The organism is uncultured Tateyamaria sp., from assembly GCF_947496075.1.
Classification (GTDB): Bacteria; Pseudomonadota; Alphaproteobacteria; order Rhodobacterales; family Rhodobacteraceae; genus Tateyamaria.
Genome location: NZ_CANMBJ010000002.1, coordinates 636,710 through 650,399, shown reverse-complemented (window position 1 = coordinate 650,399; position 13,690 = coordinate 636,710). Strand labels below are relative to the sequence as shown.

Annotated in this window: 15 protein-coding genes and 1 tRNA gene; 8 read left to right on the top strand and 8 right to left on the bottom strand. The window is 56.3% G+C overall.

All coding sequences use genetic code 11. The features are described 5' to 3' along the window. Positions 1-174: 174 nt before the first annotated feature. Positions 175-495, top strand: coding sequence for a DUF6280 family protein (locus Q1A51_RS07135; RefSeq protein WP_039684470.1), 321 nt, complete (start codon positions 175-177; stop codon positions 493-495). A gap of 56 nt (positions 496-551) precedes the next feature. Here Q1A51_RS07135 and Q1A51_RS07130 read toward each other — a convergent pair whose 3' ends face one another. The 4 genes from Q1A51_RS07130 to Q1A51_RS07115 form a co-directional block, all read right to left on the bottom strand. Then, entirely contained in the window at positions 552-1,130 is a 579-nt protein-coding gene (locus tag Q1A51_RS07130; RefSeq protein WP_299598189.1) for a cobalamin biosynthesis protein CobQ, read from the bottom strand. 40 nt (positions 1,131-1,170) lie between these two features. Next, entirely contained in the window at positions 1,171-2,052 is an 882-nt protein-coding gene (locus Q1A51_RS07125; protein WP_299671218.1) for a hypothetical protein, read from the bottom strand. Positions 2,053-2,138: 86 nt separating this feature from the next. Next, positions 2,139-3,518, bottom strand: a complete 1,380-nt coding sequence (locus tag Q1A51_RS07120; protein WP_299598195.1) for a TolC family outer membrane protein — start codon at positions 3,516-3,518, stop codon at positions 2,139-2,141. 86 nt (positions 3,519-3,604) lie between these two features. Continuing rightward, the gene (locus tag Q1A51_RS07115; RefSeq protein ID WP_299599661.1) at positions 3,605-4,258 is read right to left on the bottom strand and encodes a protein-L-isoaspartate O-methyltransferase; all 654 of its coding nucleotides are present in this window, start codon (positions 4,256-4,258) and stop codon (positions 3,605-3,607) included. Positions 4,259-4,422: 164 nt separating this feature from the next. On the opposite strand from Q1A51_RS07115, the gene Q1A51_RS07110 reads away from it, so the two are divergent. Beyond that, positions 4,423-4,496, top strand: a tRNA-Cys gene (locus Q1A51_RS07110). Between the two features lie 602 nt (positions 4,497-5,098). Here the strand turns inward: Q1A51_RS07110 and Q1A51_RS07105 are convergent. Next, positions 5,099-5,989 (bottom strand): LysR family transcriptional regulator, encoded by an 891-nt coding sequence (locus Q1A51_RS07105; protein ID WP_299598198.1) that lies wholly within the window; start codon positions 5,987-5,989, stop codon positions 5,099-5,101. Positions 5,990-6,015: 26 nt separating this feature from the next. Here Q1A51_RS07105 and Q1A51_RS07100 point away from each other — a divergent pair, with 26 nt between their 5' ends. The 5 genes from Q1A51_RS07100 (at position 6,016) to Q1A51_RS07080 (ending at position 9,152) form a co-directional block, all read left to right on the top strand. Then, entirely contained in the window at positions 6,016-6,735 is a 720-nt protein-coding gene (locus Q1A51_RS07100; protein WP_299598201.1) for a DsbA family protein, read from the top strand. A gap of 22 nt (positions 6,736-6,757) precedes the next feature. After that, on the top strand, positions 6,758-7,651 hold the full coding sequence (locus Q1A51_RS07095; protein ID WP_299598204.1) for an NmrA family NAD(P)-binding protein: 894 nt from the start codon (positions 6,758-6,760) through the stop codon (positions 7,649-7,651). Positions 7,652-7,929: 278 nt separating this feature from the next. After that, a complete protein-coding gene (locus Q1A51_RS07090; RefSeq protein WP_299598207.1) occupies positions 7,930-8,481 on the top strand; it encodes a carboxymuconolactone decarboxylase family protein in 552 nt (183 codons plus the stop codon). Between the two features lie 96 nt (positions 8,482-8,577). Next, the gene (locus tag Q1A51_RS07085; RefSeq protein ID WP_299598210.1) at positions 8,578-8,928 is read left to right on the top strand and encodes a hypothetical protein; all 351 of its coding nucleotides are present in this window, start codon (positions 8,578-8,580) and stop codon (positions 8,926-8,928) included. A 53-nt stretch (positions 8,929-8,981) separates the two neighbouring features. Further along, entirely contained in the window at positions 8,982-9,152 is a 171-nt protein-coding gene (locus Q1A51_RS07080) for a hypothetical protein (RefSeq protein WP_299211716.1), read from the top strand. 172 nt (positions 9,153-9,324) lie between these two features. Here the strand turns inward: Q1A51_RS07080 and Q1A51_RS07075 are convergent, their stop codons facing one another. Further along, positions 9,325-10,320, bottom strand: coding sequence for an alpha/beta hydrolase (locus tag Q1A51_RS07075; RefSeq protein ID WP_299598214.1), 996 nt, complete (start codon positions 10,318-10,320; stop codon positions 9,325-9,327). 103 nt (positions 10,321-10,423) lie between these two features. On the opposite strand from Q1A51_RS07075, the gene Q1A51_RS07070 reads away from it, so the two are divergent. After that, positions 10,424-11,317, top strand: a complete 894-nt coding sequence (locus tag Q1A51_RS07070) for a LysR family transcriptional regulator (protein ID WP_299598217.1) — start codon at positions 10,424-10,426, stop codon at positions 11,315-11,317. A gap of 40 nt (positions 11,318-11,357) precedes the next feature. Here the strand turns inward: Q1A51_RS07070 and Q1A51_RS07065 are convergent, their stop codons facing one another. Beyond that, positions 11,358-12,986, bottom strand: a complete 1,629-nt coding sequence (locus tag Q1A51_RS07065; RefSeq protein ID WP_299598220.1) for a pyridoxamine 5'-phosphate oxidase family protein — start codon at positions 12,984-12,986, stop codon at positions 11,358-11,360. A gap of 59 nt (positions 12,987-13,045) precedes the next feature. Next, positions 13,046-13,669, bottom strand: coding sequence for a glutathione S-transferase family protein (locus tag Q1A51_RS07060; protein ID WP_299598223.1), 624 nt, complete (start codon positions 13,667-13,669; stop codon positions 13,046-13,048). Between the last annotated feature and the right edge of the window lie 21 nt (positions 13,670-13,690).

The window sequence follows — 13,690 nt, the reverse complement described above, 5'->3', positions numbered from 1 at the left end:
ATATCTCGCGTAGTGGGTCCCGGCAAGACAACGAAATACTGTGCTGCGTCAGCAGCTAGGCATGCATTTCATGCAGGGCAGCCATGCAAAAACAGGGTATCCGAATCGGAGCAGTTCGTCCATAACGGGCGCCACGCCGGAAAGACAAGAGCAAGAATAAAGGAAGGACGACGAATGAAAGATTTCGTTGACGGCACTGCCTTTAACAATGAGCAAGGCAACCGTGCACGCAAACTATTCGCAGCCGTTGTGTTGGCTGCACTCGACGATGCAATCGCCGACGACAAGAAATATGGCAACGGGCCAGAGCAGATCGCCCGCTGGGCACGCTCGCGCGACGGGCGCGAAGTGCTGAGCTGTGCGGGTATCGACCCGAACGAACGGGTTGTGGAAGGCCTGATGGAATTCGTGGGCAAAGGCGTCCGCACATCTGTCGCCCTGAGCCGCGAAGAATCAGAGCGCCGCAATGCGGCACAACAGGCCGAAGCGGCCTGATCGCAGCCATCGCTGCTATAAAGAGAGCGCGCCCTACGGGGCGCGTTTTCTTTTGCTCATCCGTTTGAAAAGAAGAACAGCCACTGGCGTACAACCCAAAGCTCGGCGAGCAACAGGAGTACGACACACGCAATGCCCCACGCTGGCAGCCCCCGACGCCAAAGGATCACGGCAGAAAATGTGGCAAGCGCGGCTTCGATCGGCGCAATCCATGCGGCACCGTGGCCACGGTCCCAGTAGCTGATGGGGCTTTCGAACACCCACCAACTGAATGGCCAGAAATGCGGTCGACCATCGTCGTGGTGCAGTGGGAAATCCAGGAACACATGCAGCAAGGCCGCACCGGTCAAAGCGACAGCCCATGGTGTCCGATGCCAGCAGGCCAAACCGAACAATACCCCCCAAACGACAAACGAATTGTCGACGGCAAACACAGTTTGCCACGTGTTCGAGAAGTAGAGATCGTTAAAGACAATCGTTGGCGGAATCCCCAGCACGAACAGGGATATACCTGCCATAACATAGAGCGACAGGTCCGGCAGGATTGCCCCAACAAAGGCAGCGACAAGGATTTTGTGGTGCGTGCGTCCACCAAATACAGCAGCGCCAACAAGTAAATGAGCTGGCGTATTCACGACCGCTCCGGACAGCGAAATAGGCTGAACGCTGGCAACTCTATTCCAGGTCTTGCGCGGCAAGTGCCCTGTGAATCTCACGCCGAACCAGTTTGCGCACATTGCGTGTGATGCGTTCGCCCAATGCGCCCTGCAGCTCTTCGCGCACAATGTCACTCACCAAGTCACGAAGTGCCTCTTCATCCAGCACATCTTCGTCGCTGGAGAATATCTGCGCGCCCTCGACATTGGCAGTCTCTGTATCCGGTTCAACGTCAACATGCGGAGACGGATCCGGGTTGCTCACCTCTTCATCCGCATCTTCCCAAGCAAGAGCGGGTGGCTCCGTGCCCGCATTCTCTCCATCCCCAGCCATGTCCGGCTCGAATTCGTCAGTCTGTCCGGCAATCAGCGTCTCGAGCGCTGCAATCTTTGCGCTGAGTGTCGTCGCCTCATCGTTCAATGTCGGCTCGGCCTCTGCTGTCGCAAGTGCATCCTCGTCATCGACATCGTCAAATGCATCCTGAATGGACATGAGCGTGTCCTGATCCAGATTGACCGCATCAAGTGCTATGGGATGTTCTTCGGGCGCAGAGGTGTCTTCGTGCTTGTCCTCAACGTCATCAAGAGTGGTTTCATCGCCATCATCACTGCCCTCGTCAGGGGCCTCATGCGTCAGTTCGAACGCAGGCGTTTCGTCCTCAGGCAGATCATCCTGTTGGGCTTCCGAAACCTCTTGGTCAGCGATATCGGTGACATCATCGGCCGCGGCCTCGTCCACACTGTCGCGTTCCTCTTCGACATCGTCGGTCACGCGCAGCGCAGGCGTCAGGACCAGCCTGTCGGATGACGCTGCCGCTTCGCTCTCCGGCGCTTGCCGGTTGTCATCGGACACCAGACGACGAATAGACGCCAAGACGTCCTCCACCTCGGTGTTGGTCATTGGATCAGACATGTCAAAGTACCACTCTCAACCTCGGCCTCAGCTTACCCCGCGGGTGAGAGTCGCACAATACTATGCTGAAAACCTTAATCGTCTACTTGAAGTGCCCGAAGTACCCGGTCCAGTTGCCTACCCTGCCTCGATCGCTTTGCAGGACCGTCTTTGACCAGGTTGTAGTAGGCCGCCGGATCATACAGCTGCACCGGAAGCTGCAGACGTTGCGCTGTCAACAGCCCCATCGATTCCAAAACCGAATATGCAGCGATGTATTGATCAGCCTGCGCCGCGATGCGGTTGGTTTCCGCATCAAGCAGGTCCTGTTCGGCGTCCAGAACGTCAAGCGTTGTCCGGGCCCCCAATGTTGCCTCTTCGCGCACACCTTGGAATGCGATGCGGGCCGCGCGAATTTGGCGTTCGGATGCGGCCAGGCTGGCCCGTGCCGCTTCCAGATCCGAAATGGCATTTACAACGTCCTGCTGCACGCCATGACGCACATTGTGGAGGTTCCCGCGGGATGCATCCCGTGATGCCATTGCCTGTCTCTCGAGCGCCGAAAGACTACCGCCCTGATAGATTGGACCGGTCACCTCAACCCCAATCGATCCGGTTCTGCCACTGTCCGGATTGCCGAAATCTTCTTGAACCCCCAAAGCTCCCTCTAACGACACGACCGGCAATGTATCTTTGACGGCCGCTGTGACGAGCAACTCACTCGCAGACACTTGCCGACGCGCGGTCTCCATGTCCGGGTGGTTGCGCACGGCCACAGCTTGGGCTGAAGCAACGTTTGTCTCGGTACGCGGCAGTCCAGGCAGTGGCGATAGCTGTGACGGGCGCCGCCCAACAACATTGGTGTATTCTGCCTGCGCCTGGATCAGATTGCGCTGTGCATCCGCTAGGTTGCTGCGTGCCTGTGCCACGGCAGCCTCGGCCAAGGACACATCGGTACGCGTCACTTCGCCCACTTCGAAACGGTCATTCGCAGCACGCAGTTCTTCCTGCAAAAGGCGCAGGTTGTTCTGGCTCAGAGCGACGAAATTCTGCTGTCGTCCAACGTTGATGAAGGCGGTCGCCGCGCGCAAAAGCAGCCCCTGTTCGACATTCAACAAGGATGCGCGGGTGGCAAGTACTGTCTCTTTTGTCGCCTCGACCCGCGCCCGGTCGGCACCGCCGTCGTACAATTGCAATGATGCACTCAATGCCAGAATGACATCTGTGGATTCCGCACTTCCCGAGATGCCGGCCTGGCTGGTCACATCCCCAAATTCCTGCGTGATGCTGCCGGTCCAATTTATGATGGGACGCAGTGCCGACAGTGCGATCGGCACATCCTCGTCCGCCGCACGCAGCAAGGCACGGTTCTGATCAAGCAACCCGCTGTGCGTGTATGCACCAACCATGGCGTCCGCAAGCGTATCGGCGGTCACCTGTGCAGAACCAAGACCCAGAACAAGTGTTCCTGTCACCGCTGTTGTACTCAGAAATCTCCGCGCCAACTTGCCTATCATCTCAACCTGCCTCTTGGTGATCCAACTGCCCGATGTTTTTCGGACTAGAGCGTAAATGCGTCTTGTTTTTCAAACCCCGGTAGAACCGGAGCCCCTGCGTTAAATGCCCGGCGCCACGACATCGCACCGTCTATCTTGTATCCGATCCGAACCTCTCCCAACGGACCGTCCATGAACAGGGCCGCAATGCGTCCACCGTCTTTCAGTTGAGAGAGTAGTTCACCCGGCACTTGGGTCACCCCCCCTTCAACAACAATTACGTCGTAGGGACCGTGTTCTGCTGCGCCAACTTCCAACGCCTCGACATGCGTGATGACGTTGTCGATACCCGCAGACATCAGCGCATCTTGCGCCTCCGTCGCCATGGCTTCGTTGTCTTCCAGCGCGACAACGGCCTGCGCCATATGGGCAATAACGGCAGCCGAGTAGCCAAGCGCGGATCCAACATCCAGCACCAGCTCGTCAGGAGCAATATCCAGCGCATCCAGTATCTTAGCCAAAGTGCGCGGCTCAAGCAGAACACGCCCTTCCCCAAGATCAATGTTTTCACCCATATACGCGGTCTCGCGCTGCGCGACCGGAACAAAGTCCTCGCGCTGGACAGTCAGCATTGCGTCAATGATCGGAAACTTCGTCACATCAGAGGGACGGACTTGCGTGTCTACCATCATGGTGCGCCGGGTCGAGAAGTCGGGCATTACAGCTAAACTCATTCGTTCAGGTTCTTTTGCTTACATGTGCCACAGTCAGCGCGCGTGGGCAACGCAGCAGGTGGCCAATGGCGTAGAATTCCGGCGCATCGTGGCCAGACAGCCTTGCACGGCCCGTTTTAATGGTCTATCGCCGCTCACACACCATGGACGGCGAGTTGGCGGAGTGGTGACGCAGCGGATTGCAAATCCGTGTACACCGGTTCGATTCCGGTACTCGCCTCCATTTATTTTCAAGCACTTAGCTTTCTCCTATGTTGTGCCGCTGCAGGGCGTTTACAGTTGCGTTTACAAGTTCACAGAACTCTTACGTCCCATTGCCGCTTGCAACTTAGGCAAAACGGCCATCGACTCACTCGGCGAGACAGTTGCACAGTATTCAATAACTTGAGCGGCATAGCGAACGGACCACCCCATGTAGTTTGCGATCTCAGCCAGCGTCAGGCCTGCGTTGAGCAACCGTGTCGCGGCAGTCCCGCGAGTATCGCTTAGGGTTTTTTCACGACCATCTTCCGCCGGTAAGACCCCAGCGATGCATCGCCACTCAGTGATCTTGTTAGATGCCCACCGTGCCGACAAGGGCCGTCCAGTTTCTAATACCAATAGGAATTGCTGACCTTGATGCCCAGCCGATCCTGCAGCTCCTGCTCCCCCGAGTGAAAGGGTGACGTTTCGCGATCCCAACCTGCCAGTTCCATTGGCTCATCCTCTTTTCTGAAACCTGACACGACGGTGCCAGGGTTATCCAAAAGGTATGAGATGGCGGTTGTCAGCTAAATAGAGTTTGTACGGAATAAGTGTCAGCCAAATGCGAACGATCTAAACGCGCTATACTGAGATGTTCTGATGCGCCAACTCCAAGAAACGCTTAAGCGCATTTGAGCGCACGCGGTTTGGCGGTGTCACGGTGTACACGCCACCCTTCATCAAAGACCAATCCGGCAGCAGACGTTTCAACCGCCCTTGTCGCAAGTCGTCTTTCAGCAAAAAGTCCGGAAGCACGGTATAGCAATACCCGTTCATGACATGGGCAACCATTGCCAGTGTGATGTTGATCTCAGAAATGACGTTCGGAGATACAGCTTTGGATTGAGTGTCTTTCTCGAACACCCATTCTGTTCTTCCGGACATGACGCTGCTCTGGACGAAGGGAATCTCTGATAGGTCCTCCGGTTCGCGGATATTGGCACGCGCGGCTGTTGTGGGCGAACAGATGGCGATCACTTCAAAGTCCAGCAATTTGCGCGCCAAGTTGCTAGAGTCGGTTAACCAACCAATTCGAAAGGCAAGATCGAAACGGTCTTCAATGATGTCGACAAGACCATCTGACAAATGCAGATCCACCATGACTTCGGGATAGGTGTCCTGGAATTTGGCCAGAAACGGAGCAACATAAGAGACCCCAAAATCCACTGGGGCCGTAATGCGTAAAGTGCCCTTCGGTACCCTGTCCCTGTCTTGAACACGTTCAAAGGCATTGTTGGCCTGTGTCAACGCTGATTTTGCATCCTCATAGAACTGCCGCCCCGCCGCGGTCGGTTGAAGGTGACGTGTATTGCGCAAGAGCAGTGGTGTTCCGACATCCTCTTCGAGCCGCTGAAGCTGTTTGCTGACCACAGCTTTGCTGATCCCAAGCGCCTCAGCGGCACCGGTGATTGTGCCAGCATCTACAGTGGCTACGAAGTGACTTAGGCGATTCAGGTTATATCGACGGCTCATACCAAACTGTTAGCTTTTCACTGACAGTGCTTCAATTCACTTTGCCTTATGTTGACGAAAGCAGCGGGTTACCTGTGGTGAGAACCAGACAGGAGGCTCCGATGCCAGACGAAAAACTCATAGTGATTTACGACACATTCTGCGGCTGGTGCTACGGCGCATCCCCCGTTTTCGACGCCTTGATCGAGACGGATGCTGAGGTGGAAGTTTTGCACCGTCATCTTTTTCAAGGTGCGTCTGCTCCCAAGATGAGCGAAGGAAAAGGCGCGCAGATCCTGCAAACCATTCCTCATGTCCAGGCACTGACCGGACAGGTGTTTTCGGAAGCGTTCAAATCAAAGATCGCTCTTTCAGAGACCGAAATACTGGAATCCGGGCTGCCAGCACAGGCAGCTGCCTTGATCCATGACCAAGGTCCGCAAAGAGAATTTGCCCTTAGGCGCCGCTTGGAAAATCTGCACTTTGGCGAAGGCATGTCCTCGTCCAATCGGCAGGCCATCGTGGATGCCTTGATCGCAGAAGGTGTTCCAGCCGATCAGGCCGAGCGTGTCGGTACACCAGAACTCGCCGCCGAAGCCGCTAAGATTTCTGCCCAAGCGCAAGCATGGATGAGCGCGGTTGGCTCACGCGGCGTCCCGACAGTCCTCAGAGTAGCAGATGATGACGTCACACAGGTTGACCATCAATCGTTTTACGGCCGGGCAAAGGCCGTCCCCTCAAACCCCAAAGAACTAGAAACCGTCTAGCGACAATCGAAAGGAGCAAGATATGACTTCGTCAACCACCAAAACCGTCGCCATCTTCGGTGCAACCGGCGCTCAAGGTGCCCCCGTTGTCCGCGAAGCTTTGGCCAAAGGCCACACCGTCCGTGCGATTGCGCGAGATGCGGAAAAGATCAAGGCCACCCACCCCGATGCCATCGCCGTTGCCGCAGATCTGGCTGATGAAAATGCTGTTGCAGAAGCCCTTCAAGGTGTTGATGCGGCATTCCTGCATTTCCCAATGCCCAGCGGTCCAGACGACAGCCAAAATTGGGCTGCGGCGTTTTTTGGCGCAGCGCACAAGGTTGGGCTGCCCCTGCTGGTCTTCGTAACCGGTGGTCCGTCGGGCGACCGCTTCCCCTCTTCGGTCATTGTCGATGCCACAACCCAAGGAATGGGTGCGGTATTGAACTCCGGCATTCCTTCAATTGTGCTTCAATCCGCAGTGTATCTGGAGAACCTCCAGCCCGAGATCTTCCTGCCGCTCCTCCGCTCAGAAGGCAAATTGGATTATCCGCCCGTCGGCCCCAACATGAAGATGCAGTGGACCTCTCAAAAGGACCAGGCGACTTTGGCTGTGGCGGCCCTTTCCCGTCCTGATCTGGCCGGACAATCGTTCGAGATCGGCACACCCGATGCGTTGACCGGTACCGAGCTGGCAGGCCTGATGGGGAACTGGCTGGCGCGCGACGTCACATTCGACCCCATGACCCCGGAGGAGTTTGGCCAGCGTGTTGGCGACGCATTAGGCAGCCCAGGCGCTGCATTTGCCCTTGGCGATCTTTATGGAGCAATTGCGAAACTCGACGGTGACACAATGGCCATCGATACGAAGGCACTGGAAGCCACCTTTGACGTGAAACTCACCAGCGTCGCGGATCACATCAAAAGTTGGGGCTGAGCGGCGGCCGCTTCCAAATTGTTTCGAAAGTCTGCGAAGACTGACGGCGCAGGCTCCCCCCTGCCCCGTCACACGCCCAGCGGATGTGCCTCCCCCAAGTTCTGAATTCGCGATCTCTCGTAAGCGAGCCAGCCAGAATGCGGCCAAAACTCCGCAAATAACAGTCACACGGCGAAATAAAGCAGTTCACGAGCCGCATATTATTTTGCCGTCAAGCTTCATTATCTCGAACTCGAACCGCGCGATCTGCGCAAATGATACTAAGAAAGGAAGTCCCAATGTCACGCATACCTACCCCCGCAACCATCGAAGATGCTCCCGCAGGCAGCCAGGAGCTGCTGAACGGTGTCAAGCAAATGCTCGGCTCTGCACCGAATGGATTTCGCCTGATTTCCAACAGTCCCGCTGCGCTGGAGGGATACCTTGGCCTTAACGGCGCTCTTGGTAAGGGTGAACTTGACGCAGCGACGCGTGAGCGCATCGCCCTCGCAATCGCGAACCACAATGGCTGTGACTACTGCAACAGCGCGCACACATATCTGGGCAAGAACCTTGTCAAATTGGATGAAGACGAGCTTGCAGCAAACCGGAAAGGTTCATCCAACGATGCGAAAGCCGACGTGGCTGTGCGTTTCGCGCTGAAGGTCGCGCAAAACCGAGGTCAGGTTGACGCACGCGACGTCGATGCTGTTCGCGCGGCCGGATATTCCGATGGCCAACTCGTCGAGATTGTCTCTCATGTCGCGATCAACGTCCTGACCAACTACATGTTCGAGGTTTTCGACGTCGAAGTCGACTTCCCGCACGTGAAAGCGTCTCGGGCAGCCTGACGCGCATGCACTTGCGTCTATGAAAAAGTGTACGCGGCCAGATCAAATTGACCGCGTACACATTCCACTCGGCCCAAGCTCGATTTGAGACAAGCCATGAAACGTTGCATTGTCCCCGGGGTCCGTACATCGTTCGTCAAAGCGGGTGCAGAATTTGCAACCCAAAACTCCCCCCCGCTGTCGATCCCCGTTTTGCAGGCCATGGCGCAGGGTGCGACACCCGACTTCGTCGCTTGGGGTCAAATGATCCCAAGCGCGTCTGTGTCAAATATCGCACGGGAAGCATGGCTCGAAGCCGGGCTTGATCCAAGTGTACTCGGCTTCTCTTCCGTGCTGGTTTGCGCTGCCTCGATGATGGCAGAAGCCCCGGGTTCTCATGCCATCGTATCGGTCTGCGCGGATGGCGGCCAAGGGTCGGTCATCCTGCTTCGCAAGCCGGATCTTTGATACTTTGTCCACATACCCAAACCGAGGGTTCCTCATACAAGGGAGTACCAGACATGTCTGACCTGAAGACTGAAAATACGCCGCGTGCGGTACAAGTCCAAGCTTTGGAAGAAACCGTCATAGCGCAGCGCAAGGAGATTGCCTTTCTCAAAGACCAGATCGAGACACTCGAACGCGGTCATTGGGTCAATGAGGCATGTGGAGATGATTTGTGGGATCTTTGATGCTGCGGGAATGAGCGGCTCAGATCGCCATTTGAATCTGTGAGGCTCCAGAGATTGCAGACGCTTTGCCTCTAACCTCGCGGCACGCTCCGAACACAACGAGATATGCAGCCAAATCGAGATTTGGCTGCATCAGATCATGACACCAGGCAGTGCGCACGGTCGAGAAAAGCTATTCGATGCCGCGTGCTTTCAGAAATTCGATGGTTGTCTCGGCGATGAAAGGTCCATCTTCTTCCAATGGAAAATGTCCGGTGTCCAGCATGTGTATCTCGATGTCTTTCACATCACGTGCGTACCCTTCGGCACCGGGAGGCGTGAAGAACGGATCATTTTTGCCCCAAGTCACCAGAACTGGCGGTTGGTGTTCCCTGAGATACGCTTGCCATGCCGGATAGGCCTCGATGTTGGAGGTGTAGTTCGTCAGCAAGTCCAACTGGACCTTATACTGCCCCGGGCGCTGAACACGCTCGTAATCCATCAGCCAATTGTCGGGGAGGATGCTCTCGGGGTTACGCGTGCCATGGGTGTATTGCCACTGTAGCGCCTCGACCGTGAACAGATTGGCCGCGACCATTGCGTCAGCCTCGTCGGTCCGGTTTTCCCACAGCGCCTGCAAAGGTTCTGTTGCAGCCTGGCTTACGCCCTCGATGTAGGCATTGCCGTTTTGAACCAGCAGAGCGGAAACTCTCTCGGGGTGTTCTAAGGCGATCCGGAACCCAACAGGCGCGCCATAGTCGTGCATGACAAGTGAGTATTCTTCGATGCCACGTTGCTCAATGAACGTATCCATGACGTCAGCAAGGTTGTCGAAGGTGTAGGTAAAAGTGTCGGGCGTTGGGAAGTCGCTTGAACCAAAGCCCGGATAATCAGGTGCGATGACATGATAGTCGTCGCTGAGGTCTGTGATCAGATCCCGGTATTGGTGAGACGAACTTGGGAAGCCATGCAACATGACGATGCTGGGTTTCGAAGGATCGCCTGCCTCACGATAGAAGATCTTGATGCCCTCCACGTTCTCATAGCCATAGCTTGTCGGAGCCGCATGTGCAGACCCGGCGGTGATCATCATGGTAAAGGCGAGTGCAGCGCCCGTCATGCCCCACCCTGCGATGGGCAGCGTCTGGAGCACGGTGGCGGTCTTACTGTGTGAAGCGATGGATTTCATGGTCTGTCTCCTCGTTGGATCTGTGTATTGAGCCCAAGGATAAAAGCCCCTATTGAATGGGTATATAGAACATACTGAAACATAATGATCGGATTTCAGATCAATGAAGCGGAACGAAATGAGCGACATCTCGATCTTTGTGGAGGTCGCTCAAGCGAATGGGTTTCGTGCGGCTGCTGAACGACTTAACCTCGGTGCCGGTTCGGTAAGCGAGGCGGTCCAGCGCCTTGAAGATCGCCTTGGTGTCCGCCTGTTCGATCGTACCACTCGGAAAATCTCCCTAACCACCCTAGGTCAGCAACTGTTTGAGGACAGTTTGCCAGCGATCAACGATCTGGAAAGCGCCCTTCGCTCACTTGATGATGCGAAAGGAACGGTTGGAGGTGTCCTGCGCCTCAATGCGCCCAAGAGCAGTGGGCCGTTTTTCCTCGACAAGCTGGTGTGCGAATACTGTGCCCTCTATCCCGATGCGAGTGTTGAACTCACATATGATGACCGGAAAGTGGATCTTGTCACATCCGGGATCGATGCAGTCATCCGCTTTGAGCATATGCTGGAACTTGACACTCATGCCGTGCCAATCGGACCTGACCTCGACATGACCGTGGTTGGAGCCCCTGAATATCTCAACACACGTGGCACGCCGCACGTCCCTGATGAATTGCTGGAGCATGACGGGCTTTACTTTGCGATCGGGAGCGCACGAAATCCGGCACCATGGGTTTTCGGTAACGAAGGAGAAACTTATTCGGTTGCGCCGAAACGACGGGTTGTTGTGAACAACATCAACACGCTCATAGACTACGCCAAGTCAGGCATCGGACTTGCCTACACTTACACATTCCCCGCCAGGCCTTTGATTGAAACAGGACAGCTTGTTGAGGTTCTGAAAGGCATGGTACCTCCCCGCCCAAGACACACGATCAACTACCTTACAAAGCGTAATATGCCGATGAGGCTCCGGGCGTTCATCGATCTGGCAAAGAACGCAAAGTAGTTCAGTACAAAAATATTGTCAGACCTTTCGGAAACTCGGCTCAGACTGATGGTCCAAACGTTTCGAAGTGAATGTTTGAAGCTGGCACGCCGCCGGCCTCCAAATCGCGTTTGATCTCGGACAGGAAGCGCGCTGGACCGCACAGCATGTAGTGCGCGTCAGATCCAACTCCCAATTCCAGCAGCGAACGACCGGTGATACGGCCCCGCTTGTCAAAGCTGTCTCCATCCTCTGGTCGGCTGTAGAACACCTGTTGTTGCGCCGCCGGGTAGTCCGCGAGAAGCGCATCGACATCCTCGCGCAGGGCATGTTCTTTGCCATTCCGGGACCCATGGACAAACCAGACAGGGCGCGACCCGTTTGCCGCTTTGGCGGCGTGCAGCATCGCAATCATCGGCGTCACACCAACACCGGCGCTGACAAGAACCAAAGGACATTTGCCGCACGGAATGACAAAATCACCCGCAGGTTGTGAGGCCTGAATGAAACTTCCCTCCCGGATCTGCTCGTGGAAGAAACGGGATACGAGCCCCTTGTCCTCGCGCTTGATACTCAGGCGATACCCGTCGCCCGCGCCGGGCTCACCGGACAGCGAATAGCTGCGTTTCGAAACGCCGACCTGACCGGGGACTTGAACTTCGATAGGCAGATGCTGTCCGGCCTCAAACGGAGGCAGGCGTTGGCCGTCGGCAGAGCTCAAATAGAACGACGTGATGTCATTTGATTCCGCCACACGCTTCTTGACCCTCAGGCGGTGGAGCAGATGATCCTGCTTCGTCCACCTCAGCGCAACGGCTCCAGGGCGCTCGACGACTGCATCAATCTCGACATTGATCATGCGCCACGCGTCGAAATCATGTGAATTTCGAGGTTGCCAATCGACGGTCGCGCGACCCGTGACGTGCAAGAGGGTCCCGGTTTCGAAATCGACGAAGACAAGGCCGATCCGTGGATCGATCAACAGATTGCCGATTGTATTGAAGAAGTTGTTGCCCGCGTAGTCAGGGATATGCAGGTGACCCGAGTCAGAGACACGTACGAAACCCGGCGCACCGCCACGGTGCGAGGCGTCATAGCCGCGCGAAGGGACGTCGTCGCCACTTTGATGACCAGATCCAATGAACAACGTATCCGCGCTTTGAATCAAGGCGACCTGCGAAGGGGTCAGTGTCGTGCCTGCAATCGAAAGTCCGGGCGCGCCGCGCTCGACACGGGTCCAGGCCCGTTCATGGATGTACTGAGGGCAATTACCAAAGGTCTGACTGATGTCGATCTTGTAACCACTCTCCGATTTTCGGGCACGCCCGCTGAACCGGTTCCGGCGGCGCGTCGCAAGCTCAATCCCGATCACACCGATATCCGTTCCCGCCTCAAGCGCTGCTGCCAGCGGATCGCCGTCGTCCACGTCGGTCGCCAGGGTCAGTGACTTTGCATCGGGCGATTGGATGAACCCATCCTCACCGTCAACCAGTGTTACCCAGGTCCGACCTTCGGTATCCGCCCCTGCCATGACCAGAAAAGGCAGTGACGTGTGGAACGCGCGATGTTGCTCGGGCAGGTGGTCACGGATAAACCCGCCTGCCCATTGGGCGACGTCCTCTACCCCGGCCCTCGATTGGGCCTCTATCTCACCTGCGTGAAATGGATTTTCAGAGATGATTTCAACCATGACACAGACCTTTCTCGTGAAGGATGGCAGCTGGCGTAGGACACGCCAGCCAGCGGCGGTTACGCCAGTTCGGGAATGGGCGATGTCGCCATGCTGACGAACTTCGGCTCCGCCTCAACCCGTGCCAGCCAGGCACGTACGTTCGGATAAGGTGCCAGGTCAACGCCCCCTTCAGGGGCATGCGCGATATAGCTATAGCCTGCCACATCCGCGATGGTGATCGCCTCCGTCACCAGCCAATTTCGACCGTCCAGATGGGCGTCCATCATTTTGAACAGGTCGTGCGCTTTCGTCACGGCTGCGGAGTGATCCAGATCCACGCCAAAGACCTTGACCAGACGGGCCGCGCAAGGTCCGGAATAGATATTGTCCGCAGCTACCGTAAGCCAACGCTGCACCTCGGCCGCCTGTTTCGGACCCTGCGGCATCCACTTTGACTCCTTTGCATAGGTCTGCACGAGGTAGACCAGGATCGCGTTGGAGTCGGCCATCGTGTAACCACCATCATCGATGGCAGGGACAAGCCCGAACGGGCTGATCTTGAGATATTCCGGAGCCTTGTGGGCGCCGTTAGCCATGTCCAGATCGATGGTTTCATAGGGCAGGTCCAGAAGCGCCAGCATCAGTTCGACGCGATGGCAATGACCGGATTTCGGATTGCGATAGAGTTTGATGGGGGTCATTTTCTTTCCAGTTCTTCTTCA

Bases quoted from the DNA above. Each gene is read 5' to 3' on its own strand.
- Q1A51_RS07075 (WP_299598214.1), bottom strand. From the start codon at position 10,320: ATGAAATCCATCGCTTCACACAGTAAGACCGCCACCGTGCTCCAGACG.
- Q1A51_RS07080 (WP_299211716.1), top strand. From the start codon at position 8,982: ATGTCTGACCTGAAGACTGAAAATACGCCGCGTGCGGTACAAGTCCAA.
- Q1A51_RS07135 (WP_039684470.1), top strand. From the start codon at position 175: ATGAAAGATTTCGTTGACGGCACTGCCTTTAACAATGAGCAAGGCAAC.
- Q1A51_RS07085 (WP_299598210.1), top strand. From the start codon at position 8,578: ATGAAACGTTGCATTGTCCCCGGGGTCCGTACATCGTTCGTCAAAGCG.
- Q1A51_RS07125 (WP_299671218.1), bottom strand. From the start codon at position 2,052: ATGACCAACACCGAGGTGGAGGACGTCTTGGCGTCTATTCGTCGTCTG.
- Q1A51_RS07105 (WP_299598198.1), bottom strand. From the start codon at position 5,989: ATGAGCCGTCGATATAACCTGAATCGCCTAAGTCACTTCGTAGCCACT.
- Q1A51_RS07060 (WP_299598223.1), bottom strand. From the start codon at position 13,669: ATGACCCCCATCAAACTCTATCGCAATCCGAAATCCGGTCATTGCCAT.
- Q1A51_RS07095 (WP_299598204.1), top strand. From the start codon at position 6,758: ATGACTTCGTCAACCACCAAAACCGTCGCCATCTTCGGTGCAACCGGC.
- Q1A51_RS07115 (WP_299599661.1), bottom strand. From the start codon at position 4,258: ATGCCCGACTTCTCGACCCGGCGCACCATGATGGTAGACACGCAAGTC.
- Q1A51_RS07090 (WP_299598207.1), top strand. From the start codon at position 7,930: ATGTCACGCATACCTACCCCCGCAACCATCGAAGATGCTCCCGCAGGC.
- Q1A51_RS07065 (WP_299598220.1), bottom strand. From the start codon at position 12,986: ATGGTTGAAATCATCTCTGAAAATCCATTTCACGCAGGTGAGATAGAG.
- Q1A51_RS07070 (WP_299598217.1), top strand. From the start codon at position 10,424: ATGAAGCGGAACGAAATGAGCGACATCTCGATCTTTGTGGAGGTCGCT.